The organism is Caballeronia sp. DA-9, from assembly GCF_051615025.1.
In the GTDB taxonomy this organism is placed as follows: domain Bacteria; phylum Pseudomonadota; class Gammaproteobacteria; order Burkholderiales; family Burkholderiaceae; genus Caballeronia; species Caballeronia sordidicola.
Genome location: NZ_CP195132.1, coordinates 308,342 through 332,953, shown reverse-complemented (window position 1 = coordinate 332,953; position 24,612 = coordinate 308,342). Strand labels below are relative to the sequence as shown.

The following is a 24,612-nucleotide window of genomic DNA, read 5'->3' as shown; positions in this document are numbered from 1 at the left end:
TGCAAGCGGCGGGCGCGCATTGAGCACGCAGTCTTATGGATTATGACTGCTTTGCTTGTCCGAGACGTGTCAACGCCTCTTGCGTCACCAGCACCACTCCGCTTTCCGTCCTGTAGAACCGCTCCGCGTCATATTGCGGATCTTCGCCGATCACCAGTCCTTCCGGCAGCGTGCAACCCCGGTCGATCACCACCTTCTTGAGCCGGCAACTCGGACCGACCGTGACCTGCGGCAACAGCACTGCCTCGTTGATATGACAGAACGAATTCACCCGCACCGCCGATGAAAACACCGACCGCGACACCTGCGAACCCGCGATCACGCAGCCGCCGCACACCAGCAAATTATTGATTGCGCCCTGCTGCCCGTGCAGGTCGCGCACGAACTTGCCTGGCGGCAACTGTTCCTGGTTGGTCCAGATCGGCCAGCGGCGGTCGTAGAGATCGAGCGCTGGAATTGTCGATGCCAGATCCAGGTTCGCCGCCCAGTACGCATCGACGGTACCGACATCGCGCCAGTACGGCGGTGCGTTGGGATCCGTTTCGGATGTCACGCACGACATGCCGAACGGATGTGCGATCGCCCGGCCGCTCGTCACCACGCGCGGGAGAATATCCTTGCCGAAGTCGTGATCCGTCTCGGATGTCTGGATGTTTTCCTCAAGCAACTGATACAGATATTTCGCGCTGAACACGTAGATGCCCATGCTTGCGAGTGCAATGTCGGGCTTGCCGGGCATCGGCGGCGGATCTTCCGGCTTTTCCAGGAAGGCGGTGACGCGGCGCTGCGCATCGACGTGCATCACCCCAAACGCGGTGGCCTCCATGCGGGGCACCTCGATGCAGCCCACCGTGCAATCCGCGCCGCTCTCCACATGGTCGAGCACCATGCGCGTGTAGTCCTGCTTGTAGATGTGATCGCCCGCCAGCACGACGATATATTCCGGGCCGATGGAACGGATGATGTCGAGGTTCTGAAACACGGCGTCCGCCGTGCCGCGATACCAGCTTGCATCTATGCGCTGCTGCGCCGGCCAGATATCGATGAACTCGTTGAATTCCCCGCGCAGGAATCCCCAGCCGCGCTGCAGATGGCGCAAGAGCGAATGCGCCTTGTATTGCGTGACGACGGCGATGCGCCGGATCCCTGAATTCAGGCAGTTCGACAACGCAAAGTCGATGATCCTGTATTTGCCGCCAAAGTGCACGGCAGGTTTGACGCGTTTGTTCGTGAGTGCGCCGAGGCGCGTACCGCGGCCGCCCGCAAGGACAATGGCCAGCGTGTTCTTCTGCAGATCCGTGTGACTTTGCGACAACGTCTCTCTGTTCAGCGTCTCCATCTTGACCTCCTCTTTTACGGCCTGTCACGGCCTGTTTCTGATCTGATCCGGCTACCGGCCCCGCGTATGGATGGCGAACGCATCGGGCGGTTTCAAGCGACGAGTTCGATTTTCTCCAGAGGATTTAAATAAACCTGAAACATGGCATGTGAGAACGATTCTGCTGCAAAGGTGAACAGTTCGCACCTGCTTTTCAGCGTTGGGTAGAAGAAGATCTATTTGACGGCGGATAAAGCCGGCAAGACGCTACAAACCGTTCGATAATCCAAATGAATTTTCCGGAGGACGCAATCATTGTGCCAATCGATGTAAAAAACCATCGCACCGCACGCGCGGTCGCCTGGCACGTGTCTCGGAAATGCAAAAACTTCTTCGTCCCTGCGTCGTAAGCCGCGGGCCACGGCACAATAATGTCTGGCGTGGCGCCGGGTTCTCAACTCAACGTGCCGCGCCCGACTTGCCATTGCGGCCCCTGACGAAAAAAACCATCATGAACAACGTCCTCAGTATCCAGTCGCACGTCGTCTTCGGCCACGCCGGAAACAGCGCAGCGGTCTTTCCCATGCGCCGCATGGGCGTCAACGTCTGGCCGCTCAATACCGTGCAGTTTTCCAATCACACGCAATATGGGCGCTGGACCGGCAGCGCCGTCGACGCCAGCGAGCTCATACGCGTGATCGAAGGCGTCGGCGCTATCGGCGTGCTGTCGCGATGCAACGCCGTGCTGTCCGGTTATCTGGGCGCGCCCGAGCAGGCCGCGGCAGTGGTCGAGATCGTCAGGATGGTCAAGGCCGTGAATCCGAAAGCGCTCTATTTCTGCGATCCGGTCATGGGCGCGGCAAGCGGTTGTATCGTGGAGCCGGGGATTCAGGAATTTCTCGTCACCACCATGCCTGAAGTCTCGGACGCCATGACGCCGAATCACATCGAGTTGCAGAAGCTCACCGGGCGCACGATAGAAACGGTGGAAGAAGCAATCGAAGCGTGCCGCGAGGTCATTGCGCGCGGTCCAAAGATCATCCTGGTCAAGCATTTGATCGACAGGAACAGTCGCGCCGATGCGTTCAACATGCTCGCTGTAACGGAAAACCAGGCATGGTTTGCACAGCGCCCGCTCTATCCATTCGCGCGCCAGCCGGTCGGCGTGGGCGATCTCACCAGCGCGGTGTTCCTCGCGCGCACGCTGCTGGGCGACTCGGTTCGCGAAGCGCTGGAGCATACGCTTGCCGCGGTGAATGCCGTCGTGAAAACAACCTACGAAGCCGGCCGCTACGAACTGGAAATCGTCGCGGCGCAAGACGAAATCGCGCACCCGACAGAATCGTTCCCGGCGCTGGCCATGCACGTGGAGTGAAGCTCCGCGCGGTTTGACGGGCGGGACCGGCGCTTGCTTGGTGCCATGACGTCGCCGGCTTCGGCCGGCCCCACAGACGTGCATCGCGGACCAACCCGCTTTGCATCGAATCAGGGAACGCCATGAATCAAGTACTCCACGGTCAGGTCGCGCTCGTTACGGGCGGCAGTTCCGGTATTGGCTACGGCGTGGCGCTCGCGCTCGCCGAAGCTGGCGCGAGCGTCGCCATCAACTATCACTCCCACGGTGAAGAGGCCGAAGACCTCGCCGGCAGGATAGAACGGGCTGGCGGCCAAGCCATCGCGATCAAGGCCGACGTCTCCGACGAAGCCGACATCGACGCAATGTTCGACTCGCTCATCCAGCACTTTGGCACGGTGGATATCGTCGTCGCCAACTCCGGTTTGCAGAAGGACGCGAAGTTCACCGACATGACGCTCGCGGACTGGAACGCCGTCATGAACGTCAACCTGACCGGTCAGTTCATGACCGCGCAGCGCGCCGTGCGCGAATTCCTGCGCCGCGGTCCGCGGCCGGTATCGAAGGCATTGGGCAAGATCATCTGCATGAGTTCAGTGCACGAGATCATTCCCTGGGCCGGACACGTGAACTACGCGGCGTCAAAGGGCGGCATCCAGATGATGATGAAATCGCTCGCGCAGGAAGTCGCGCCGCACAGGATCCGCGTGAATTCCATCGCGCCGGGCGCGATCAAGACGCCGATCAACAAGGCGGCCTGGGACAATCCCGAGGCGCTCGAAAAGCTGCTGAAACTCGTGCCCTACGGCCGCATTGGCGAAGCCGAGGACATCGGCCACGCGGCTGTCTGGCTCGCCTCCGACGACAGCGACTACGTGACTGGCACCACGCTTTTCGTGGACGGCGGCATGACCTTGTATCCGGGGTTCGCCGACAATGGCTGATCAGCGCGCGCAGGATCCTCACGACGACACCCCCGCGAAAACCGGCCCGGCAACGCCGCACGGCATTCCAATCGATGCGCACGGCCTGATCGGCAACATGCGCACAACCGCGCTGGTGTCGACCGAGGGCGCGATCGACTTCATGTGTTTTCCGCGTATCGATTCACCGACCGTCTTTGGCGCGCTCCTCGACGCCAAACGCGGTGGCGCATTCAGCATTGCGCCAACCTTCAACATTGCGCGCACCAAGCAGATGTATTTGCCCGAGACCAACGTGCTGCTGACGCGGTTCATGTCGGGAGATGCGGTGTGCGAGATCGTCGACTTCATGCCTGTATCGAAAGAGGGTGAGGACGAGAAAAGCGGGTCAAACTGCATTGTTCGCGTGGTCCGCGCCAAATACGGCGACATGTCGGTGCGCCTTGAATGCGCGCCGCGCTTCGACTATGCGCGCGGCAGCCACGAAACCACGCAACTCGACGAGAAGACCATCCGTTTCGCACCCTCGGGCCAGGACGAAGCACTGACACTCGACTCCACGATACCGCTTAGCCTCGACAACAACGACGCTGTCGCGCACTTCGACCTGAAAGAAGGCGAGACCGCCTGCTTCATTTTCGGCGCGGAATCGGAACCCGCCCGCAGCGACATTCCATGCAAGGGCGCGCTTGCAGATACCATCGATTTCTGGCGCGCGTGGTCGGCGAAGTCGACTTATCGCGGGCGTTATCGTGAAGTCGTGATGCGCTCCGCGTTGCTGCTCAAGTTGCTCAGTTCGCGCGAGACGGGCGCAATCGCCGCCGCGCCCACGTTCGGCATGCCCGAGACTCCGGACGGCGGCCGTCGCTGGGATTACAGGTACACGTGGATTCGTGACGCCGCGTTTTCCGTCTATGCGCTGCTGCGCTTGGGCTACATTGGCGAGGCGCGCGACTTCAAGAACTGGATTGCCGAGCGCAACAAGCAATGCGATTCGGACGGCTCCTTCAACGTCATGTACGCCGTAGATGGCAACGAGCCGCCCGACGAAGAGCCGCTCGATACGCTCTACGGCAGCGGTACGGAGCCGCCGTTGATCGGCAACGGCGCGCGCGACCAGACTCAGCTCGACGTGTATGGCGCGCTGCTCGACGCCGTCTATCTCTACAACAAATATGGCGAGGCCATTTCCTACGATGGCTGGCAGCACGTCACGCGCACCGTCGATTTCGTCTCGAAGAACTGGGACAGGGCGGACCAGGGCATCTGGGAATTCCGCAATGGCAGCCGTCCGCTGCTGCATTCCAGACTGATGTGCTGGGTCGCGCTAGACCGCGCGATCCGTCTTGCGCAGAAGCGCTCGTTGCCAGCGCCCTTCCCGGAATGGAATGCGGTGCGCGACGCCATTCACGCGGACATCTACACGCGTTTCTGGAACGACGAGATCAAGAGTTTCGTGCAGACGCCTGATTCCAGAACACTCGATGCATCCACGCTGATGATGCCGCTCGTGCGGTTTATCGGCCCGAAGGATCCGCGCTGGCTTTCCACGCTCGATGCCATCGGCGAAGGACTGGGTGTCGATCCGCTGATCTTTCGCTACACGCGCGGCGATTCGCTCGACGGGCTTCCTGGCGAGGAAGGCGGTTTCAGCGCGTGCTCGTTCTGGTACGCGGAAGCGCTCGCGCGGGCCGGGCGCGTGGACGAAGGCCGCCTCGTGTTCGAGAAAATGCTGGCCTACGCGAACCATGTGGGGCTTTATTCGGAAGAAGTGGCCATCAGCGGAGAAGCGCTTGGCAACTTCCCGCAGGCGCTCACGCATCTGGCTTTGATCAGCGCTGCGTTCCAGCTCGATCGCAGCCTTGATGGCGTGCATCCACAATGGTCGTAAAACTCAAAGGGTAGTGATGAAGCAGATCAAGGTGGACGTCGCCGTCATTGGCGCGGGAACGGCGGGCATGGCGGCCTATCGCGCGGCGCGCAGCGCGGGCAAGGAAACTGTGCTCATCGAAGGCGCCGAGTTCGGCACGACCTGCGCGCGCGTGGGCTGCATGCCGTCGAAGCTGCTGCTGGCAGCGGCGAACGGGTTGCACGACGCAAAGGCACAGGCCGCTCGCGGCATTGAAGGCACGCATGATCTCGAGGCCAACAACGAGCACGTGCTCGCTTATGTACGCAGCGAACGCGATCATTTCGTCAAAGGCGTGCTGGAGGAAATCGCTTCGTTCGCCCCGGAGACAGTGATTCGCGGGTACGCACGTTTCGAGTCGCGCAACGTGCTGATCGTGGATGATTCATTGCGCATCGAAGCTGCGAGCGTGGTGATTGCGACCGGCTCGGCATCCGTCATCCCCGATGATTTCGAGGTCTTCGGCGACCGGCTGATCACAAGCGACGACGTCTTCAATCTGAAGACCTTGCCCAAGCGTTGCGCGGTGTTCGGCGCTGGCCCTATTGCGCTTGAAATGGGTCAGGCGTTCGCGCGGCTTGGCGTGGACGTATTCATGTTCAGCCAGAAATACCAGGTTGGCGCGCTCACCGATACCCCCGTGCGTGAAGCGCTGGTTGCAGCGTTGCAGGACGAGTTCTATCTCGACCCCGACGCGACCATCCACGAAAAATCGATGCAGGACGGCGAGCCTGTCATACGCTTCAAATCGCTTGATGGCAGCGACCGCACCGAGCATTTCGATCTCGTGCTTGTCGCCACCGGCAGGAAGCCCACGCTCAGCGGTTTGCGGCTTGAAAACACAGGCATCGAGCTTGATAAAAAGGGCGTTCCGGTCTTCAACGAGCAATCGATGCAATGTGGCGACAGCAGTATTTTTATTGCGGGCGATTGTGACGGTACGCGTCCTTTTCTCTCCGATGCCGCCGACGAAGGCAAGCTCGCGGGCGACAACGCCGCCAACTTCCCCAATGTGCAGGCAATCAAGCGCAAAGTACCGTTCTCGCTCGTGTTCTGCGAACCGCAAGTGGCGATTGTCGGCGCGTCTTATGACGACCTCGAAAAACAGATGACGGTGACTGGCAGCGTTTCATTTGAAACGCAGGGGCGCAGCCGGGTGCTGAGGCAAAACCGCGGCTTGCTTCACGTCTATGCGCACGCGAAAACCGGCAAGCTGCTCGGCGCGCAAGGTTGCGGGCCCGCAGTCGAACATCTCGGTCATTTGCTGGCGTGGGCGCTGCAACTGGAACTCAGCGTGGAAGACATGCTGAAGTTGCCGTACTACCACCCGGTCATTGAAGAAGGTTTGCGCACAGCGCTGAAAGAAGCGAACAAGAAGTGCTTTGAAGAACGCGCGGAGCAGGCGCCGGAACTGGCAAGCGCAGTAGGCTGTTAAGTCTTTAAAGGTTATGGCATGACAAGAGAAAGCCCGCTTGAACTTGACGTTCAAACGGGCTTTTCATTGCTGCGAGAACTGGAGGCGCTTAATGCCCGGTAAAGCATTTACATTCCGTATTGCAGCGCAAGATCGAAGCCAAGCACGACCATCGAACAGAAAATGCCGAGCAGCAGATTCGCTGCGCGATGCGCCACGTCATGATGTTTCGTGAGCATGGCGGCAGCCATGAAAGCAATTTCCACCACGACCTGCATCAGGAAAACGGCCAGCATGAGCGCGAACTCATAACTCATTGCGCTAAAGTCCGTGAAGTTGAATCCACGAACTGCAACCCATGAACCGACACGCCATAACTCATACACCAGCAATACCAACGGGAACAGATAACTGAACACGTACGTCGGCACCGTGGCGTGCCGCAATTCCATATGAAAATGACGAGTTGTTTGCATCTGGCTCTCCTTGATCCCAGCTTGCCAACAGCATGACTGCTGGCCTGGGTTAAACCTATCAGTATTCCAAAGCGGCTTCGCTGACTTCGTCATCTGCTTACTAATTAGGACGAGGATACGAACGTCGTGCTTTGAGAATAGGCCAAAATCAGAAGAAGCGAATCATCGTATTCCCCATGTCCTTGGTGTATATGGCTCAAACATGCGCCATGCTGCAACGCAGCTTAATAAAGCACCTATAGACGTATTTTCGTTGATACGTTTTATTCAGGCATCCTCGTTACTGTACAACTTGATGATCGCTGAAAAGTCGAGGCCGCCCAAACCTTGCATGCTCATGGATTGATAGAGTTGCTGAGCAAGCGCACCCAGCAGGATCGGCTGTTTTACCTGACGCGCTGCATCAACCGCCAGCCCGAGATCCTTGAGCATCAGATCCGCCCCAAAACCGCCGGTATAGCCACGCGACGACGGCGCGTTAGGCAGCACATTGGGATAGGGATTACACGTATCCGCGCTCCAGCAGCGTCCGGTCGACGTGTTGATGATTCCAGCAAGCTTGTTCGGATCAATGCCAAGTGACGCACCCAGCTTCATGGCTTCCGCTACGCCGATCATCGAAATGCCGAGCAGCAGGTTATTGCAGATTTTCGCTATCTGGCCCGTGCCCGTTTCGCCGCACTGCACCATGTTCTTGCCCATGCCCGCGAGCACCGGTCTGAGCGTCTCGAACAAAACGGTCTCGGCGCCGACCATGAACGTCAGCGTGCCCGCCTGGGCGCCGCCCGTGCCGCCTGATACGGGCGCATCGGCGAACGGGTTGCCTTGTTTCGCCGCGCTTTCTCCGATCAGGCGCGCGGTGGCCGGGTCGATCGTGCTGCTGTCAACGAGCGGCACGCCGGGCCGCACGCCCGCAAGCACGCCGTCGTCGTTCAGATAGACCGCCCTGACGTGCGCGGCGGCGGGCAGCATGGTAATCACCACCTCGCTCTCGCGGGCCGCTTCACGGGGCGATACAGCGGTCCGCGCGCCTGCTTCGACCGCCGCCTGCAGCGCCGGCTTCGATACATCGAACACCGTCAGCGAGTGTCCCGCCTTCAGCAAGTTGGCGGCCATGGGACCGCCCATGTTGCCCAGCCCGATAAAGCCGATTTCCATGACGTATCTCCTGTTTATAGTTTTGTGCGGAAAAGGCCTAGCGTAGCGAAATAGTCGTGTTCACGCCGTCGTTGACCGTGGCGTCGTCAAACCAGCGCGACGTGACCGTTTTCGTTTGCGTGTAGAACTGCACGACCTGCTTGCCGTAAGGACCGAGATCGCCGAGCTTGGATCCGCGCGAGCCCGTGAAGCTGAAATACGGCACGGGAACCGGAATCGGAATGTTGATGCCCACTTGGCCCACGTCGATCTCACTCTGGAACTTGCGCGCAGCCGCCCCGCTTTGCGTGAAGAGACCCACGCCGTTGCCCATCGGATTGCGGTTGACCAGCGCGATGGCGTCATCGAGCGTGGCCGTTTCCAGCACGCAGATCACCGGGCCGAAGATCTCCTGCCTGTAGATGGTCATGTCGGTCGTGACATCGGAGAAAATCGTCGGGCCGATGAAGTTGCCTTGCTCATAACCCTTCACTTCCACGCCGCGGCCATCGAGGGACAACGTCGCGCCCTCGCCCACGCCTGTTTCTATAAGACCGAGAATGCGCTCCTTCGCAGCGCGCGAAACGACCGGTCCAACATCCGTGTTCGCTTCAGTGCCGCCATTCACCGAGAGGCCGCGCGCACGCTCCACCAGTTCCGGCAACCAGTCCTTCGACGCCCCGACGAACACCACCACCGACGTCGCCATGCAGCGCTGCCCGGCCGCGCCAAAGCCTGCGCCGGCGAGCGCGTTCAGCGTCTGCTCTTTGTTTGCATCGGGCAACACGACGGCGTGATTCTTCGCGCCCATCATGGCCTGCACGCGCTTGCCGTGCTGGCTGCCAAGGTTGTACACGTGTGTGCCCACATGTGTCGATCCAACGAACGAGATCGCCTTGATGTCGGGATGCGTGCAGATGGCGTCGACCACGTCCCTGCCGCCGTGCACCACGTTCAGCACGCCCGCGGGCACGCCCGCTTCGAGCGCAAGCTCGACGAGTTCCATGGTCGACAAAGGATCCTGCTCCGATGGCTTCAGCACGAATGTATTGCCGCACACGATCGCCATGGGGAACATCCAGAGCGGAATCATGGCGGGGAAGTTGAACGGCGTGATGCCGGCGCATACGCCGACAGGCTGGCGCAACGTGTACGTGTCCACGCCGCCCGCGACGTTCTCCGAGAATTCTCCTTGCTGCAACGTACCGATGGAACATGCATGCTCAACAACTTCGAGCCCGCGAAAGATATCGCCCTCGGCGTCGGCAAGCGTCTTGCCTTGCTCGGCCGTCAGCGTCTGCGCAATGCGCTTCATGTTCTGGCGCACGAGGTCCTGGAATTTCAGCATCACGCGCATGCGCACGCCGAGCGAGGTCAGACGCCACGTCTTGAATGCATTGACTGCTGACGCCACGGCGGCATCCACTTCGTCTTTCGTCGCGAACGGCACGCGCCCGACGAGTTCTTGCGTCGCCGGATTCACGATGTCGCGCCACTCCTTCGTATTCGATTCCACGAACTTGCCATCGACCAACAATTTGGCGGTGCGTACAGCGATGGATTGTTCGGCGAGCGCCGGGCGCTCAGCAGCAGTATTCATGAGGGAGTCTCCTTGGGAACGGGCATGAAAACGCGAGACGCGGACCTGAGCGGACAAATGCGTATCCGGGCAGATCGCTAAAGGTGGATGCCGTCTCCGTTTTGTTTGTCGTCGGCTCGCGCGGTGAATCCACCGAGCCGATATCGTTCAGTATAGTTATGCAAATCTCTACGAAGTATCGATAGAAATACCCATCCATCATGCAAAAAAACGCGGGCGCAGGCGTGCAAAACCTCAATAACCTGAACTGGGACGACCTGAGATATTTCCTTGAAGTCGCCCGGACCCAGCGTGCGAGCGGCGCGGCCAAGCGCCTGGGCGTGGACTACACAACTGTCGCGCGTCGCGTGCGGGCATTGGAAGACGCGCTAGGCACCCTACTCTTCGATAAATCCCGCAGCGGCGGCTTCGTCCTGACCGCCGAAGGCCAGCGCCTTGTTGCCTACGTCGATGCCATGGAAACCACGGTCCAGTCCGCGACGGAACACATCGCCAATTCCGGGCACGCATTGTCCGGCCACGTGCGCGTGGGATCGACCGAGGGCTTCGGCTGCTTTTTCCTCGCGCCGCAACTCGCACGTTTCCAGGACACGCACAGGCAGATTTCCATCGACTTGCTGCCGGTGCCGCACTTCGTGAGCTTGTCCAAGCGCGAAGCCGATATAGCGGTAACGCTCGAACGCCCCGAACACGGTCAGACCGTCTACACGAAACTCTGCGACTACCGGCTGCGCCTCTACGCCACGCGCGAGTATCTCGAACAGCACGAGCCCGTGCGCTGCGTTGAAGATCTCAGGACGACGCATCGCTTCGCAAGCTACATCGACGACCTCGCGTTCAGCTACGAGTTGCTCTACCTCGATCGCGCAGTTCCGGGCGCCGTTTCCAACTGGCGCAGCACGAGCGTGATCGCGCAATATCACGCCGCGCTGCAGGGTCGCGCGCTCGCAATCCTGCCGTGTTTCATGGCGGCGCAAGACCCGCGTCTCGAAGCCGTGCTCGCCGATGACATCGTCGTCACCCGCGCGTTTTATCTCTCCTGCCGCGAGGATTTGCGCAAATTGAAACGCATCACGGCAGTGTGGAATTTCCTGCGCACGGTGGCCGAATTGAACCGGCCGCTCCTGATGGGCGAGGCCCGCGAGATGCTGTGGAGCGAAACAGCGCGGCCCTGAATTTCGCATTTGTTCAGCAACCCTTATATATGAGATACGCATTCGAATAACTGGCGCATAATCGTCCGCCCATAAGGCCTCTCGCCGTAGCCCCGCTGCGGCGTTTTCACATGGACGTGACTTTCATTTATCTCAATTTCAACGCTCGAATACGCGCCAGTATTTTTGTTTCGATGAACGTCGTCTTGTCTTCGCGCGTCGCGCGCCGGGTGCACTGATGGCTTTCGTCATCTGGTCGCGCCGGACCGTGTCGCATCAGCGCGTGCGGTTTGTCGAGGCGCGCACGGTTCGTACAATGGTGATCGTCGCAGTGGTCGCGATGATCCTGGCCGCGCTCGCGCTCGGCATTGCAATTGGCGCAGCAATGGGCAACACGCACGGCGCCGAAGAAAAAGCGCAGGCCGAGCGCCGTTCGTACGAGATCGACGAACTCGGCAAGATCAGCGCAACGCTCACGCATCTCGAGCCGCGAGTGGGTCAGCTCGTCACGCAAGTCAACGAACTTCAGGACTTCGAAGTACAGCTGAAGGCTTCGCGCCGCGCAGCCGATCGTCCCGACATTCATATCGTGCCGCCGCTGCCAGAGAATGACGACGAACTGCCGCTCGACAGCGCGGGCGGACCGGCGCTGGCGCCACGGCTCGCGCCTGGGAACAGCGCAGCGAGCAGCCATCCGAACGTGTCGGAACCCGCGTCGGAACCGGCGCCGGCGAGCACGGCCGAGGGCGGACCCGCGCTGCCCGCACGGCTCTGCGACGCCCAGCGCGCCGCGCAAACCGGCTCGGCGCCCCAACGCTTGCGCCGCACCCAAAGCGCGCTCGATTGCCTCGACGCCACGCTCGGCAAGCTCGATGACGTGGTGCTCGCACACTATGCGTCCTACATGGCGTTTCCCGGACGGCAGCCCGCGCCTGGCGCGCGTTTCGGCTCGCCGTTCGGCAATCGCATTGACCCGTTCAACCAGCATCTGAGCTTTCATCCGGGGATGGATCTGGTCGCACCGGCCGGCACACCCATTTATGCAAGCGCGGGAGGCCGCGTGATCCTGGCGGGACCGCACGGCGGTTATGGCAATGCCATCGACATCCAGCACAGCACCGGCGTGGTCACGCGCTACGGACATACGTCGAAGATATTCGTTGCTGTCGGCGACCTTGTCATGCCCGGACAGAAGATCGGCGAGATTGGTTCGACCGGACGCTCGACCGGACCGCACCTGCATTTCGAAGTGATCATCGACGGCACACAGGTCAATCCCAAGCACTATCTCGCGCTTTTCAAGCCGAATCCCCATGCCGCAAGCTGACAAACACCGGGCGACACATCGCCTGACCCGCCGCACGTATTCCTTGACCTCGCGCCGCGGTCCAAGCTGGCCCGCGATCATGCTGGGTCTTCTCGCCGCGGCCTGCGCCGCCGCCGCGCTCGCCGCTGCAGGCTTTGCGCTCGTCACGTCGCGTGACAACAGCAAAAAGGCCGACGCGCTGTGCGCGCCGCCCATTTCAGAGCGCGAGATCCGCGAACAGCTCGCGAAGGCGCGCATCGCGCTCGACCACGAGGTGGCGACGCGGCTCGTCTTGCAGCAGCAGGCATCGGAAAGTGCGGCCGAGATCCACCAGATGCGCACTGATCTCGCGTTCGTCAAACGCCAGCGGGACAAATCCAACTAACCGGCCAGGCCAGCCGGGACATCTCAGCGCCGGCCTCGCGCCTTGCTCGGGGCCAGTATCGAAATTGCAATCCAGACCAGAAAGGGATCATCCATGTTCAAGAAAAAACCTACCGGCGTGAGCCAAGCCAAGCTGGCCACGCTGATCGCCCACGATGTCCAGATAGCGGGCGATCTCGAATTCAGCGACGGGCTGCGCATGGACGGCCACGTAAAAGGCAATGTGACCGGCCGTCCAGGCGAGCAGACACTGCTGGTGGTCAGCGACCAGGGGTCGATCACCGGCAACGTCACCGCCTACGATATCGTGATCAATGGAACCATTACCGGCGATGTGACGGTGGAGCACTTCGTGGAGTTGCAATCGAATGCGCACGTGAACGGCAATATTTATTACCAGCAACTGCGCATGGATGTGGGCGCGTCGGTGGAAGGCAAACTTACGAAGCGTGACAACACGCTGGCGCCTGTCGAGATGCCCCGGCTGAGTTCCGAAATAACATCGGATTACACGAACAACTAGGCAGCAAGGACCGGTTCTGTCAGGAGGCCGGCATATGTGTGCCGCCCCCTTGCTGTGCGTCCCTGCCCAGGACGCATTCGCAAATCCGCTAAGATTCACGGAAGTTCCGGCAAACGGCTGCGTTGCGCGTTGAGTATTCGCGCACGTGCGGCGCGTGCCGGTGTCGCTACCGTGTAAGAAGGGCAGACTACATGCTGGTCAATTGCGCGGCCTATCAAGACGGCCGCAAGCTCGCCGACGTCGCCATCGACGATATTTCCGCATATAGGGATGTCCCTGAGTGCTTCGTGTGGGTTGCGCTAAAAGATCCGGGCCCCGGCGAACTCGCGCACATGACGCACCAGTTCGGGCTGCACGAACTCGCGGTGGAAGATGCGCAACACGGCCATCAGCGGCCGAAAATCGAGGAATACACGGACTCGCTTTTCTGCGTGCTCCACACGGTCGAGCTCGATGGCGAGAATGAACTCGTGGTAGGCGAGATCAACGTGTTCGTGGGCGATAACTACGTGCTGTCGGTGCGCAACCGGACCAGCCAAGGTTTCCAGGAAGTACGCAAGCGCTGCGAGCGCGAACCGCATCTGCTCAAGCACGGGCCTGCATTCGTGATGTACGCGCTAATCGACAATGTGGTCGATCGCTATTTCCCCATTCTCGAAGCGCTCGGCGCGGAACTCGATGAACTCGAGGAGCGGATTTTCGAGCGCAATGGCTCGGCGGCCTCAAGGGTGATCATCGAAGACCTGTATTCGCTGAAACGCCGTCTCATCTTGCTTCAGCATCACACCGCGCCGCTGCTGGAAGCGGTCAGCAAACTCTACGGCGGCCGCGCGCCGGGCGTCTGCAGCGGCATGCAGGATTATTTCCGCGACGTCTACGACCATTTGCAGCGCATCGTGAAGACTATAGAGGGCCGCCGCGAAATGGTCGTCACCGCGATCCAGGTCAACCTGGGCCTGATTTCGCTGGCGGAAAGCGAAGTCACGAAGCGTCTGGGCTCGTTTGCAGCGCTTTTTGCCGTGCCGACCATGATTGCCGGCATTTACGGCATGAATTTTCACAAGATTCCGGAACTGGACTGGGCGTATGGCTACCCGGCGTGTATAGCCGTGATGCTGCTGGTGGACGTCTTCCTTTACTGGCGGTTCCGCAAGGCTGGCTGGCTATGACGGTATAATAGTTATTCGATGCCGCTGGAAGGCGGTTGAATGACGTGAAACCGGGGACGGACGAGTTGCTCGGATCTCCGAAAATCACGTCAACAGTGCAGCATCGAGAGGCGGGGCCTCCGGCGACAGCGGAACTTTTTTCTGATTTGCTGTCTAATAATACACAGTGCGCGTCGCGCAACGTGTTCGCCATGGCAGCAGCGATCCACCCGGCATTTCAGCACCGCATCAGGCTGAATGTCATCGCCCCGGCAGTGCAGGCTTAGCGTCAGACGCTGCCCGGCACTCGTCTTCAGAGCCGTTTCAAAGTTTAAATATCAGCGACGTCGACGGTTGGCGCAGTCCAGGCGTTATATCGTGTATGACTCGGTATGACGCGCGTCACCCCGGCGTTCTTCGACACCTACAGCCCGGCGAGCGGCTGCGCCCCAAGTGCGCCGCGCGCTATTTTTTGCTCGTAACCGCCGATCGACCGCGAGCGCTGAGGCGCCCGGACTGGCCATCGGCGGGTACACGCATCGAATGCACTATTTCGATGCCCGGGCGGGCGCCAACAGGAATTCAAGAACATGAAAGAACTGGTCAAGCCGCTCAAGACGTATAAAGGCTACGAGATTCATCCGCTGATCTACCCGCGCGGAGCACGCCAGGGCGCGGCGGCGGTCCGGGCAGCGGATACCGGTTATGAAGCATCGGTGCGTATCTGCCGCGCACCGCCCGCCGGTGAGGAAGTAACGGGCGAAAGCCGCGTGTTCCGCATCGAGCAGGATGGAAGTTTTGAAAATGGCGGACAGGCTCGACGGGCCTGCTTGTTGCACGCCGAAAAACTGATTGATGGCCAGATCGACGGCCAGACTGTTGCAGATCTGTGACTATCGGCGAATGTTTGTGATTGTCAGGCAATAAAAGGCATCGCGGTTGCGTGCGTGTCTCGCATACAATCGCATCGGACGATGAATTAAGGAGCTTTATATGGCGAAAGAAGAGTTACTCGAGCTGGACGGCATTGTTGACGAAGTGCTTCCCGACAGCCGCTACCGCGTGACGCTGGACAACGGCGTGGTCGTGGGCGCGTATGCATCGGGCCGCATGCGCAAGAACCACATCCGGATTCTTGCCGGGGATCGCGTGACGCTGGAATTGTCTGTGTATGACCTGACGAAAGGCCGGATCAACTTCCGCCACAAGGACGAGCGCGCAACCGGCGGCGGTGGACCGCGCCCGCAAATGCGTCGCCGCTAAACCGGACGTCTGCCGAGGCACGCAAACAATGCGGGCCCGGGACTTCGGACAGGAACGCAGCAACGTCGAGAGCCCAGGCTTCGTCGACGCCGCCGCTGGATGCTGTCGGTAAGCATCGCGTGGCGTCGATGGCGCTCTCCCGTTCGCATAAATCGACTTCCCTCGCTGGTCCCACCACGGGTTCACGCACGGGCCGCGAGCAATCCGCTCACGCCCATTGCGAAACCGTCTTCGTCGTTTGTTGACGATACAAACGTCGCGCTTTCCTGCACCTGTGCGGACGCCTGGCCCATCACAATCGATACGCCCGCCACATCGAACATGGCGACGTCGTTCTGCATGTCTCCCAGCACCGCGACCTTTTCCAGCGCCACCCCGGCAAGTTGCGCCAGTTCGCGGATGCCCTCGCCTTTGTTCGCGAGCGGATGCGTGATGTCGAGGTAATAGCTCTGCGAGCGCATGGCAATGGCGCGCCCTTTCAGCGTGCCTTGCAATTCGGCTTCCTTGCGTGCGAGCAACGCAGCGTCCTTGGTCGACGCCACGATTTTCTCGACCGATCCCAGGTCTATACCATCGAAACTTTTCACCACCACCGCGTCGTACCCCACGGTCCGGCGCTCGAGCGACACATAGTCCCCGCCGGGATTCGTGATGTACCACGCGTCGTCGATGAACACCCACGCATCTATGCCGTCCCGCGCGAGGCTTTCCAGCGCGGTCTCGGCGGCCTCCCGTGCGAGCCAGTGCGCGTTCATGGTCCGCCAGCCCGTGGGATCGACCAGCTTGCCGCCGTTGAAGGCGGCGAATGGCGTGGTGACTCCGAGCGTTTCGACGATCGAGCGCATGCCCTTTCCCGGCCGGCTGCTCGCCACCGTAAAGCGCACGCCTGCGGCGCTCAGCTTGCGCACCGCCTCTTTCGCGGGGCTGCCAAGGGTTTTATCGGTGTAGAGCAGCGTGCCGTCGCAGTCCGTGATCACGAGTTCGATTTTTGACAGCGCATCGAGCGCCCGATCCGGATCGTTGTGCGAGCGTTGGGTGAGCTTGAGACCGGCCGGAGTCATTCGAACGCTCCTGGCGGCAGTTGACGCGTTTCGCGCACCGAGCGCGGATGCCAGAGGCGCGCGCCACCTTCGATTCCAGCTTCGTTCGACACGACTTTCACGTTGTCCGGCAGATCGAACTTGAGATTGGCCGCATTGCCGCCACCAATCCAGAGACGGTCATAGTTCACGAGCGAACTTAGTATGCCGATGACCTTCTCCACACGGCGATTCCAGCGCTTGTTGCCGGTTTTGTCGCGTGCGGCGTTGCCCAGGTATTCGTCATATGTCTTGTTCTTGTTGACCGGGTGATGCGCGAGTTCCAGATGAGGCATCAGTTCGCCATCGCGGAAAAGCGCGGTGCCGGCTCCCGTGCCAAGCGTCAGGACAAACTCGATACCCTTTCCTTCAATGGCCGCGAGTCCCTGCATTTCGGCGTCGTTGATGATGCGCACTGGCAAATGGTGGCCGAGTTGATCCGAAAGCATTTGCGCGAGCGGCACGTTGCGCCAGCTTTCGTTGCCCAGGTTCGGCGCGGTCAGCACATGGTTGTCGCGCACCACGCCGGGAAAACCAATCGAGATGTGCGTGGCCGGCAGCGGCTGCATCAGCGGTTCCACCAGCTTGACCAGCGTATGAACCAGCAATTCCGGCGGACACGGATGCGGCGTCGCGACCTTCAGGCGCTCGGTCAGCATCTTGCCGTGCGCGTCGATAATGGCGGCCTTCAGGCCCGTTCCGCCCACGTCGATAGCGAGAATACGTTCGGCCAAGGTACGTTTTGCCGGCTTGCTTGCTGCTTTCTTTACTGCTGTCCCCATCAGGGTTCTCCTAGTTCTTGTCGTTGTGATCGGTGTTCTTGGTGTGCTCGTCAACAAGCGGGCGCCATGAGCGGCCGTCGGCTTGCAGCAGCGCATCGGCTTCCTTCGGTCCGGCGCTTCCCGCCGTATAGCCATGAACCGGCAACGGACCGCCTTCGGGATGAAGCACGGGATCGACCGCCGCCCAGCTTGTCTCGATGCTGTCCGCGCGCTGGAACAGCGTTTCATCGCCGAGCATGCAGTCGTACAGCAGCGTTTCGTAGCCTACGTTGGGTTTTTCATCGAAGAAATCGCCGTATTTGAATGATGATTTCACGGCCCCGACCTGCATCACCGGACCGGGCACCTTCACGTTGAAATCGAAGGTCGTGCCGTGTTCCGGATCGATGCGTAACGTCAGCACGTTCGGCACCAGCGTATCTACCGGCGTGTCCCGGAACAGCAGGAACGGCACAGCCTTCAATTGCACCGATATCTCCGTGCGCCGCGCCGTCATGCGCTTGCCCGTGCGCAAATAAAACGGCACGCCCGCCCAGCGCCAGTTCTCGACAAACACTCGCGCCGCCGCATACGTCTCGGTCTGGCTATCGGGCGCGACGTCCGCTTCTTCGCGATAACCGGGAACGCTGTCCGATTTCTCGTATTGACCGAGCACGACATCGCTGGGTTTCAGCGGCTGAATGGCGTCGAAGATCTCGGCTTTCTTGTCGCGGACGGCTTCGGCATCGAAAGAGTTCGGCGGTTCCATGGCGACCATGCCGAGCAACTGGAACAAGTGGTTCGGAACCATGTCGCGAAACGCGCCGGTTTGCTCGTAGAATCCGCCACGCGCTTCCACGCCGATGGTCTCCGCAGCCGTGATCTGAACATGATCGATATATTCGCGCCGGAAGATCGGCTCGAACAGCGCGTTGGCAAAGCGCACGGCAAGAATGCTCTGAACGGTGTCCTTGCCGAGAAAATGGTCGATACGATAAATCTGGTTTTCGCTGGCGAATTTGAGAATGCTCTCGTTCAGATCTTTCGCCGACGCATAGTCATGCCCAAACGGCTTTTCGATCACCACGCGCCGGAACGCATGTTCGTTTTCCTTCAGCAATCCTGCCCGGCCAAGTCGCTCCACAATAGGTTTGAAGAAGCGCGAACTGACGGCGAGATAAAAAATGACATTTCCGCTATCCCCTAAGGTCTGCTTTAGCTTGTTGAATACGTCGTCCGTTTCGAATTCGCCCGCCACGTACTGCAGGCGGTCTGCAACCCACTTCCACGCCTGCTCGTTCAACTGGGCGGTGTGAAAGGCGCCGGCTTTATCGGCGGCGAACTTTTTGAGGGATTCGGTCAACTGGTCACGCCAGGCGCTGGTTTCGAGCTCGCCGTGATTGACGCCAATGATCTTCATGTTGTCGTCGAGCAAACCGTCCGACGACAGGTTGTAAAGTGCCGGCATCAAGAGCCGCTTGGTCAGGTCGCCGGCAGCGCCGAAGATCACAAGCGTGCAGGGCGGAGCGGGATGTTTGCCGGGAGATGGCGGGGAGGATGAAGCGGTAGCAAGTGGGGTCGACATAGGGTTCTTTAAAAGAAGAGTTGAACGCACTGCCCATTAGAGACCATGTTAGACGTCCGACAGTTCAAAATCGTGATCAAACGGCGGGCTTACGCCCGCCGCCGTATGCAATATGTAATAAAGGCTGGGCCGTACCGTAGAATGACGGCACCTCGCGGCGGCACGCCCGGCCTCGTTCCCCTATCAGGGCAGGAGCTTCAACACATGACTCAGACACTCTCGACGGCGCAGCTCGCCGCCTATTTCGACCGTATTGGCTATACCGGCCCGCATGAAGCGAGCTCCGGGGTGCTGCACGCGCTGCACCGGCTGCATCCGCAAGCTATTCCGTTTGAAAACATCGACACGCTGCTTGGCGCCACGCCTCGGCTCGATCTCGAGTCGGTGTTCGCCAAGCTGGTGAGCGCGCGGCGCGGCGGATATTGCTATGAACACAACCTGTTGTTCCGGGCTGTGCTGGAAACGCTCGGATTCGAGACAACCGGGCTTGCCGCGCGCGTGCTATGGGCCGATCCGGACGCCATGCCGGCGCGCACGCACATGATGCTGCTCGTGGAAACGCCGGATGAAACGTGGCTTGCCGACGTGGGATTCGGCAGCATGACGCTCACCGCGCCGCTCGTTTTCGATAACGGCCGGGAGCAGGCCACGCCGCACGAGACGTTCCGCCTCGACCTGATCGAGCACGGCGATTTCAAGTTGCAGGTGAAACTCGGCGACACCTGGAAGCCGGTCTACCGTTTCGACCTCGAGCCGCAGTTGCCCGCCGACTACGCCATGGCGAACCACTATGTGTCCACGCTCCCCGAGTCGATCTTCACGGGTCACCTGATCGTCGCGCGTGTGATTCCAGGACAACGGCAAACGCTGTTCGACCGGACGCTGACGCATCGCGGCGCCGCCGAGGAGCATCGTGAAATCGCAACAGCCGCCGAGTTGCGCCGCGTGCTGAAAGACGGCTTTGGCCTTGCATTGCCGGAGAACGCCGGATTCGAGGACGTGCTTGAACGCCTGGTTGCGCAACCCGCGTCCGCCACGACCTGACTCATCCAACCGACTCGACCGAAGCATGCGTAAAACCGCCAGGCGTGCTCACGAAGCGTATCAAACGCCCGTGAAGAACGCCGTCCTCGAAAGCCGGCTGCCACAGTGGCGCTCCACGCTCGTCGTACTGCTGATGTTCGCCGCGTTTGCGACGCTGGCGGCGCGCGCGCTGTGGGTGCAGGTCGTGAACCAGGACTTTTATATCGGCGAAGGGCAAAAGCGGTATCAGCGCACGCTCGAACTGTCCGCCACGCGCGGGCGCATTGTCGATCGCAACGGCGCGATGCTCGCCGTGAGCCTTGCGACGTATTCAATCTGGGCCACGCCGTCGCGCTTCGATACCGAAACACGTCCGCAGGTCGCGCGGCTTCTCGGCATGCCCGAGAAAGAGCTTGCACGCCGGCTCGGAACGGAGCGTTCGTTCGTCCTGCTCAAACGTCAGGTCGATGCCGACGTGGCAACGCGTATCGCGGAAACGGGGCTCGCGGGCGTCACGCTCGTCGCCGATACCAAGCGCTTTTATCCCGAAGGCGAGTCGGCGGCGCATATCGTCGGATTTACGGACAACGAGGACAAGGGCCAGGAAGGCGTGGAGCTTGCGGCCAACGACCGGCTGACGGGCGAACACGGCCAGCGCGAAGTGATTCGCGACCGGCTGGGACGCGTTGTGTCCGAGATCGGCGAAACCGAATTGCCGGAGAACGGCGAGACGATCCACCTGACCATCGACCGGCGCATCCAGCAGCTTGCCCACACGCAACTCGCGGCGGCGATTGCAAAGCACAAGGCGCGCGCGGGCAGCGTGGTCGTACTCGATGCAAAGAACGGCGAAATCCTCGCGCTTGCCAACTATCCGACCTTCGACCCGAACGACCGCTCGCGCCTGACCGGCGAGCAACTGCGCAACCGGGCGCTGACCGACACGTTCGAGCCCGGCTCCACCATCAAGCCGCTGGTTGCGGCGCTCGCCATCGACATGGGGCAAGTTCGGCCCGAGACCCGTATCGATACCTCACCGGGCACGTTCAAGCTCGGGCCCAATACCATCCACGACACGTCGAATCACGGCGTCATCACGGTGTCGGAAGCCGTGCAGATGTCGAGCAACATTGCATTGACAAAACTTTCGCTCAGGCTGCCGGCGAAAACGGTGTGGGACAAGTACCGGCAATATGGCATTGGGCAAGCGCCGGAACTGACCTTCCCGGGCGCAGCAACCGGCCGCTTGCGAAGCTATCAGCGCTGGAGGCCGATCGAGCAGGCGACCATGGCGTACGGATACGGCCTGTCGTTGTCGCTGCTGCAGATTGCGCAGGTGTACACCGCTTATGCGGGAACCGGTGAATTCCGCCAGTCCACGCTCGTGCGCGGCCGGGCTGCGCCGGAACCCGTGCAGATCACCAAGGCCACGACGGCCGCGGCCGTGCGCGACATGCTCGAACTCGCGATGGGCCCCCGTGGCACGGGACGTGCGGCAGCGGTAGAGGGTTATCGCGTGGGCGGCAAGACCGGCACGGCGCGCAAACAGATCGGGCGTACCTATGCCGCGAACAAGTATCGTGCGTCGTTTGTCGGAATGGCGCCCATGAGCGACCCGCAAGTGATCGTCGCCGTGATGATCGACGAACCGTCGGCAGGCTCCTACTACGGCGGAACCGTGGCAGGCCCGGTATTTTCGGGCGTTGTCGGCGGGACCATGCAGCTTCTGGGCGTACCGCCCGATGCGTGATGAGCCCGGACATCAAGCCGACGCAAACCGTAAGGCCACTGTGATGTAATCGGCATCACGCACTACAGCGTCGCCGTGGCTGAATACTTGAAGGACACCATGAAAAAGATTGCATGCGCTCTCGCGCTTCCCGTATTTTTGCTCCAGGCCTGCGGCCAGTTCCATAACGCCGACGCCGGACAGCCCGAAGTCGAAACCGCCACCAATGCGTCGGTCACGAGCATCGTCCAGTGTCTGACGGACGAAGCCCAGAAACACGATGCGAAGTTCAAGAAAACGCCGATTCCGCAAGGCACCATGCTCGAATTCGGCGACTCGAACGTGATCAAGGTCCGCTTCGATAACGGCGAAACCTCGTATCGCTTTTATCCGGGCGAACGGCACGTATCGAACCTGTGGCTCGAGGGCGCGAGCAAGAAATGCGCGCCGGGAAGTAACGGCGCCGGCTCCTGATGGGTTCGCCTTTCAGACTCACAGGACAGAGACAAATCAAGCAGCGGCCCGGTCATGCGATCCACTAAAGCCATCAATGCCGTGGAGCGGCTCAAGACGCGCTCCGGTAACGCTCAATACGCCGCGGTCAGCCTGAGCGGCGGTCTCTTCTATCTCGTCGACCGGGCGCTGGCTGGCGAGCAGAAACTTTCCTCGCCGCTGCCGCTTGACGATTTCGTCACCTTCGTGAATGCGCTCAAGCCCGAAAAACCCCGGCGCGTGAGCAAGCTCGACCTTGCCATGGACGAGCAGATCAAACGCAGCGGTCGCGCCCGCGCGCCCAAGACCGAGTAATCTTTACGCCGCAGCGCCCCGCCCCATATGGCAATTTACCGCGAAAACGTTTGCGCGTTTTATCGATAGAAGCGCCATGTTTCCTTGCGCACCGAGCGGCTTGTTCAGTGTGCGATTCCAGACAGTGCGCACGCGCCGCGTTGGGTGAGTATGCATTGACGGTCGCATCAAACCGGGGCCGCCCGACGCGCAGATAAGCACGCGGGCGAAGGGGAAAAAAGCCGGACGACGCACAACGGGCCATGTCATCGAAGAAGTGACAGCGCGTGGCAGTACACCGGCAAAAATGGTGGCACAGATGAAAAGCAAAAACGGTGCAGCATCAGGGGGCCTTAAAACATCGTCGCATGCAGACGCGGAACTTCAGCACATTGAACGCGCAATCGGCCAGTTGCGCGCGATGAGCCAGAAACCCGCGGGCGCGCTTAACGTGGACTATTGGCGCGAACGGCTCGCCGCGGTCAGCGGTGAGCACGTGCTGGTTCCGGCGCAAAGGCGGCGCATCGACGCGCTGAAGAAAGTACTCGATTCATTTTCACAACCGCCTGGCGGTCCCGCTTCGGGGCGCAAAAGGTCGACCAACAGGCTTTGGGCGAAAGCGGCGTGACCGCGCCGCTTTCGCCATCGCGCGCGCACGCGCGTTTGTTGTTTATTGTTGGTGTTGTTGGAGTAGTGACGTGACCGCGGATCTGTCGAGCACCACGCTTATTCAATCTCGGGCGCAATGGCCGCGTGGTTGACGATCGCCACGAGCGAAATGCCGCCGATCATATTGCCGATAAACGTCGGCGCCAGAAAGACCAGCAGGTAGTCGCGAATGCTCGCGGCACCGGTCATGACCGCGTAGGACGTTTCCACCGATCCCGCGATCACGTGCGAGAGCTTGCTCACGGCAACCGTATATGTGATCAGCAGGATAGTCAGGAAACGCGCCGAACGCGCGCTTGGCAAAAGCCACACCATCAATGCGATCAACCATCCGGCGAATATCGCGCGCACGACGGTTACGCCGAAACTCGCGGAAAGCGGTAGCTGCGCCAGTTTTCCGAGCGACTCGACGACATCGTCGGGAAAGACGCCGTGGATCTGCAGGATCGCGGCGAAGATGATCGTTCCGATCAGGTTGAAAGTCAGCACGATTGCCCAGAGGCGGAAGGTCTTCAACAACGTCTTCAGGTCGCGGCGTGTGAGTACCGGCAACACGGCGCTGAGCGTGCTTTCTGTGAATAGCTGCTGGCGCCCGAGAATCACGATCACGAAACCAATCGTGTATCCAAACGATGCCACCAGGTCGCGCCAGGGTTCATCGGGCAATGCGCTCAAAAGCGTGGCCTGCGTGAGAAACGAAAAGCCTATCGATAAACCCGCCGCAAGCGCCGACCATGCAAGCGCGAAAAAAGTGCGGTCCATGGCGGTCTCGCCTTCCTCGCGCACGATCTCGTGGATGACAAGCGCGTGCGGGGAGGAATGCTCGGCGGCTTGTGCTTTTTCGTCGCCGTCGAGGTGCGGAGAATCGGAACCCGCTTTGTCGTTTTGTTCCCGTGCTTCGTGTTCTTGCGGCATCGCATGCTCCGTGCGGCGTTCGTCAGCCATCGGCCAACGGGGCGCCGTCTTGTTTTGCCATGTCCGGATGGACGCGGCCGCTCGCTTTAAAAAGCGGGGTTGCATCGAAGGAGCAGGAAAGATGCCTACTAAACGCTTACAGCTTCCAGAGTAGCC

Annotated in this window: 24 protein-coding genes; 16 read left to right on the top strand and 8 right to left on the bottom strand. The window is 60.6% G+C overall.

The window, feature by feature from the left end; all coding sequences use genetic code 11:
* Window positions 1-40: 40 nt before the first annotated feature.
* Window positions 41-1,339, bottom strand: coding sequence for a glucose-1-phosphate adenylyltransferase (glgC, locus tag ACRWA7_RS07825; protein ID WP_060818304.1), 1,299 nt, complete (start codon window positions 1,337-1,339; stop codon window positions 41-43).
* 490 nt (window positions 1,340-1,829) lie between these two features.
* Here glgC and pdxY point away from each other — a divergent pair, with 490 nt between their 5' ends.
* The 4 genes from pdxY (at window position 1,830) to ACRWA7_RS07805 (ending at window position 6,939) form a co-directional block, all read left to right on the top strand.
* On the top strand, window positions 1,830-2,693 hold the full coding sequence (pdxY, locus tag ACRWA7_RS07820) for a pyridoxal kinase PdxY (protein WP_438392160.1): 864 nt from the start codon (window positions 1,830-1,832) through the stop codon (window positions 2,691-2,693).
* Window positions 2,694-2,815: 122 nt separating this feature from the next.
* Window positions 2,816-3,616: an SDR family oxidoreductase gene (locus ACRWA7_RS07815; RefSeq protein WP_438392159.1), complete on the top strand. Its 801-nt coding sequence runs from the start codon at window positions 2,816-2,818 to the stop codon at window positions 3,614-3,616.
* On the top strand, window positions 3,609-5,486 hold the full coding sequence (locus ACRWA7_RS07810; protein WP_438392158.1) for a glycoside hydrolase family 15 protein: 1,878 nt from the start codon (window positions 3,609-3,611) through the stop codon (window positions 5,484-5,486). Before ACRWA7_RS07815 ends, ACRWA7_RS07810 begins: the two co-directional genes overlap by 8 nt.
* A gap of 16 nt (window positions 5,487-5,502) precedes the next feature.
* Window positions 5,503-6,939, top strand: a complete 1,437-nt coding sequence (locus tag ACRWA7_RS07805) for a dihydrolipoyl dehydrogenase (RefSeq protein ID WP_438392157.1) — start codon at window positions 5,503-5,505, stop codon at window positions 6,937-6,939.
* A gap of 107 nt (window positions 6,940-7,046) precedes the next feature.
* Here ACRWA7_RS07805 and ACRWA7_RS07800 read toward each other — a convergent pair whose 3' ends face one another.
* From ACRWA7_RS07800 to ACRWA7_RS07790, 3 genes are all read right to left on the bottom strand, one after another.
* Window positions 7,047-7,394 carry a hypothetical protein gene (locus tag ACRWA7_RS07800; RefSeq protein ID WP_060818301.1) on the bottom strand — a complete coding sequence of 116 codons (348 nt, stop codon included), beginning with the start codon at window positions 7,392-7,394 and terminating at the stop codon, window positions 7,047-7,049.
* Between the two features lie 267 nt (window positions 7,395-7,661).
* Window positions 7,662-8,552, bottom strand: a complete 891-nt coding sequence (gene mmsB / locus ACRWA7_RS07795) for a 3-hydroxyisobutyrate dehydrogenase (protein WP_438392156.1) — start codon at window positions 8,550-8,552, stop codon at window positions 7,662-7,664.
* Between the two features lie 37 nt (window positions 8,553-8,589).
* Window positions 8,590-10,131: a CoA-acylating methylmalonate-semialdehyde dehydrogenase gene (locus tag ACRWA7_RS07790; RefSeq protein WP_438392155.1), complete on the bottom strand. Its 1,542-nt coding sequence runs from the start codon at window positions 10,129-10,131 to the stop codon at window positions 8,590-8,592.
* A gap of 200 nt (window positions 10,132-10,331) precedes the next feature.
* Here ACRWA7_RS07790 and ACRWA7_RS07785 point away from each other — a divergent pair, with 200 nt between their 5' ends.
* The 7 genes from ACRWA7_RS07785 (at window position 10,332) to infA (ending at window position 15,909) form a co-directional block, all read left to right on the top strand.
* Window positions 10,332-11,306 (top strand): LysR family transcriptional regulator, encoded by a 975-nt coding sequence (locus ACRWA7_RS07785; RefSeq protein ID WP_438392154.1) that lies wholly within the window; start codon window positions 10,332-10,334, stop codon window positions 11,304-11,306.
* 217 nt (window positions 11,307-11,523) lie between these two features.
* On the top strand, window positions 11,524-12,612 hold the full coding sequence (locus ACRWA7_RS07780) for a M23 family metallopeptidase (protein WP_438392153.1): 1,089 nt from the start codon (window positions 11,524-11,526) through the stop codon (window positions 12,610-12,612).
* 79 nt (window positions 12,613-12,691) lie between these two features.
* On the top strand, window positions 12,692-12,976 hold the full coding sequence (locus ACRWA7_RS07775; protein ID WP_244163993.1) for a hypothetical protein: 285 nt from the start codon (window positions 12,692-12,694) through the stop codon (window positions 12,974-12,976).
* A gap of 93 nt (window positions 12,977-13,069) precedes the next feature.
* On the top strand, window positions 13,070-13,498 hold the full coding sequence (locus ACRWA7_RS07770; protein ID WP_438392152.1) for a bactofilin family protein: 429 nt from the start codon (window positions 13,070-13,072) through the stop codon (window positions 13,496-13,498).
* Between the two features lie 191 nt (window positions 13,499-13,689).
* Window positions 13,690-14,667: a magnesium/cobalt transporter CorA gene (corA, locus tag ACRWA7_RS07765; RefSeq protein WP_438392151.1), complete on the top strand. Its 978-nt coding sequence runs from the start codon at window positions 13,690-13,692 to the stop codon at window positions 14,665-14,667.
* A 578-nt stretch (window positions 14,668-15,245) separates the two neighbouring features.
* Window positions 15,246-15,539, top strand: a complete 294-nt coding sequence (locus ACRWA7_RS07760) for a hypothetical protein (RefSeq protein WP_208603258.1) — start codon at window positions 15,246-15,248, stop codon at window positions 15,537-15,539.
* Between the two features lie 100 nt (window positions 15,540-15,639).
* Complete coding sequence (gene infA, locus ACRWA7_RS07755; RefSeq protein WP_050382773.1) at window positions 15,640-15,909, top strand: translation initiation factor IF-1; 270 nt, start codon at window positions 15,640-15,642, stop codon at window positions 15,907-15,909.
* Window positions 15,910-16,091: 182 nt separating this feature from the next.
* Here the strand turns inward: infA and ACRWA7_RS07750 are convergent, their stop codons facing one another.
* Genes ACRWA7_RS07750 through zwf form a run of 3 tightly spaced genes read right to left on the bottom strand, consistent with a single transcriptional unit; the run spans window position 16,092 to window position 19,334 of the window.
* A complete protein-coding gene (locus ACRWA7_RS07750) occupies window positions 16,092-16,970 on the bottom strand; it encodes an HAD family hydrolase (RefSeq protein WP_438392150.1) in 879 nt (292 codons plus the stop codon).
* Entirely contained in the window at window positions 16,967-17,770 is an 804-nt protein-coding gene (locus ACRWA7_RS07745) for an ROK family protein (protein WP_060818291.1), read from the bottom strand. The genes ACRWA7_RS07750 and ACRWA7_RS07745 overlap by 4 nt, the downstream gene beginning before the upstream one ends.
* A 10-nt stretch (window positions 17,771-17,780) precedes the next feature.
* Window positions 17,781-19,334 (bottom strand): glucose-6-phosphate dehydrogenase, encoded by a 1,554-nt coding sequence (gene zwf / locus ACRWA7_RS07740; protein WP_438392149.1) that lies wholly within the window; start codon window positions 19,332-19,334, stop codon window positions 17,781-17,783.
* 204 nt (window positions 19,335-19,538) lie between these two features.
* On the opposite strand from zwf, the gene ACRWA7_RS07735 reads away from it, so the two are divergent.
* The 5 genes from ACRWA7_RS07735 (at window position 19,539) to ACRWA7_RS07715 (ending at window position 23,500) form a co-directional block, all read left to right on the top strand.
* Complete coding sequence (locus ACRWA7_RS07735) at window positions 19,539-20,378, top strand: arylamine N-acetyltransferase family protein (RefSeq protein WP_438392148.1); 840 nt, start codon at window positions 19,539-19,541, stop codon at window positions 20,376-20,378.
* A 25-nt stretch (window positions 20,379-20,403) separates the two neighbouring features.
* On the top strand, window positions 20,404-22,107 hold the full coding sequence (locus ACRWA7_RS07730; RefSeq protein WP_438392147.1) for a peptidoglycan D,D-transpeptidase FtsI family protein: 1,704 nt from the start codon (window positions 20,404-20,406) through the stop codon (window positions 22,105-22,107).
* 99 nt (window positions 22,108-22,206) lie between these two features.
* Entirely contained in the window at window positions 22,207-22,560 is a 354-nt protein-coding gene (locus tag ACRWA7_RS07725; protein ID WP_060818287.1) for a hypothetical protein, read from the top strand.
* 54 nt (window positions 22,561-22,614) lie between these two features.
* Window positions 22,615-22,893: a hypothetical protein gene (locus tag ACRWA7_RS07720; RefSeq protein ID WP_438392146.1), complete on the top strand. Its 279-nt coding sequence runs from the start codon at window positions 22,615-22,617 to the stop codon at window positions 22,891-22,893.
* Between the two features lie 298 nt (window positions 22,894-23,191).
* Entirely contained in the window at window positions 23,192-23,500 is a 309-nt protein-coding gene (locus ACRWA7_RS07715) for a hypothetical protein (RefSeq protein WP_060818431.1), read from the top strand.
* A gap of 98 nt (window positions 23,501-23,598) precedes the next feature.
* Here ACRWA7_RS07715 and ACRWA7_RS07710 read toward each other — a convergent pair whose 3' ends face one another.
* On the bottom strand, window positions 23,599-24,456 hold the full coding sequence (locus ACRWA7_RS07710; RefSeq protein WP_060818430.1) for a formate/nitrite transporter family protein: 858 nt from the start codon (window positions 24,454-24,456) through the stop codon (window positions 23,599-23,601).
* Between the last annotated feature and the right edge of the window lie 156 nt (window positions 24,457-24,612).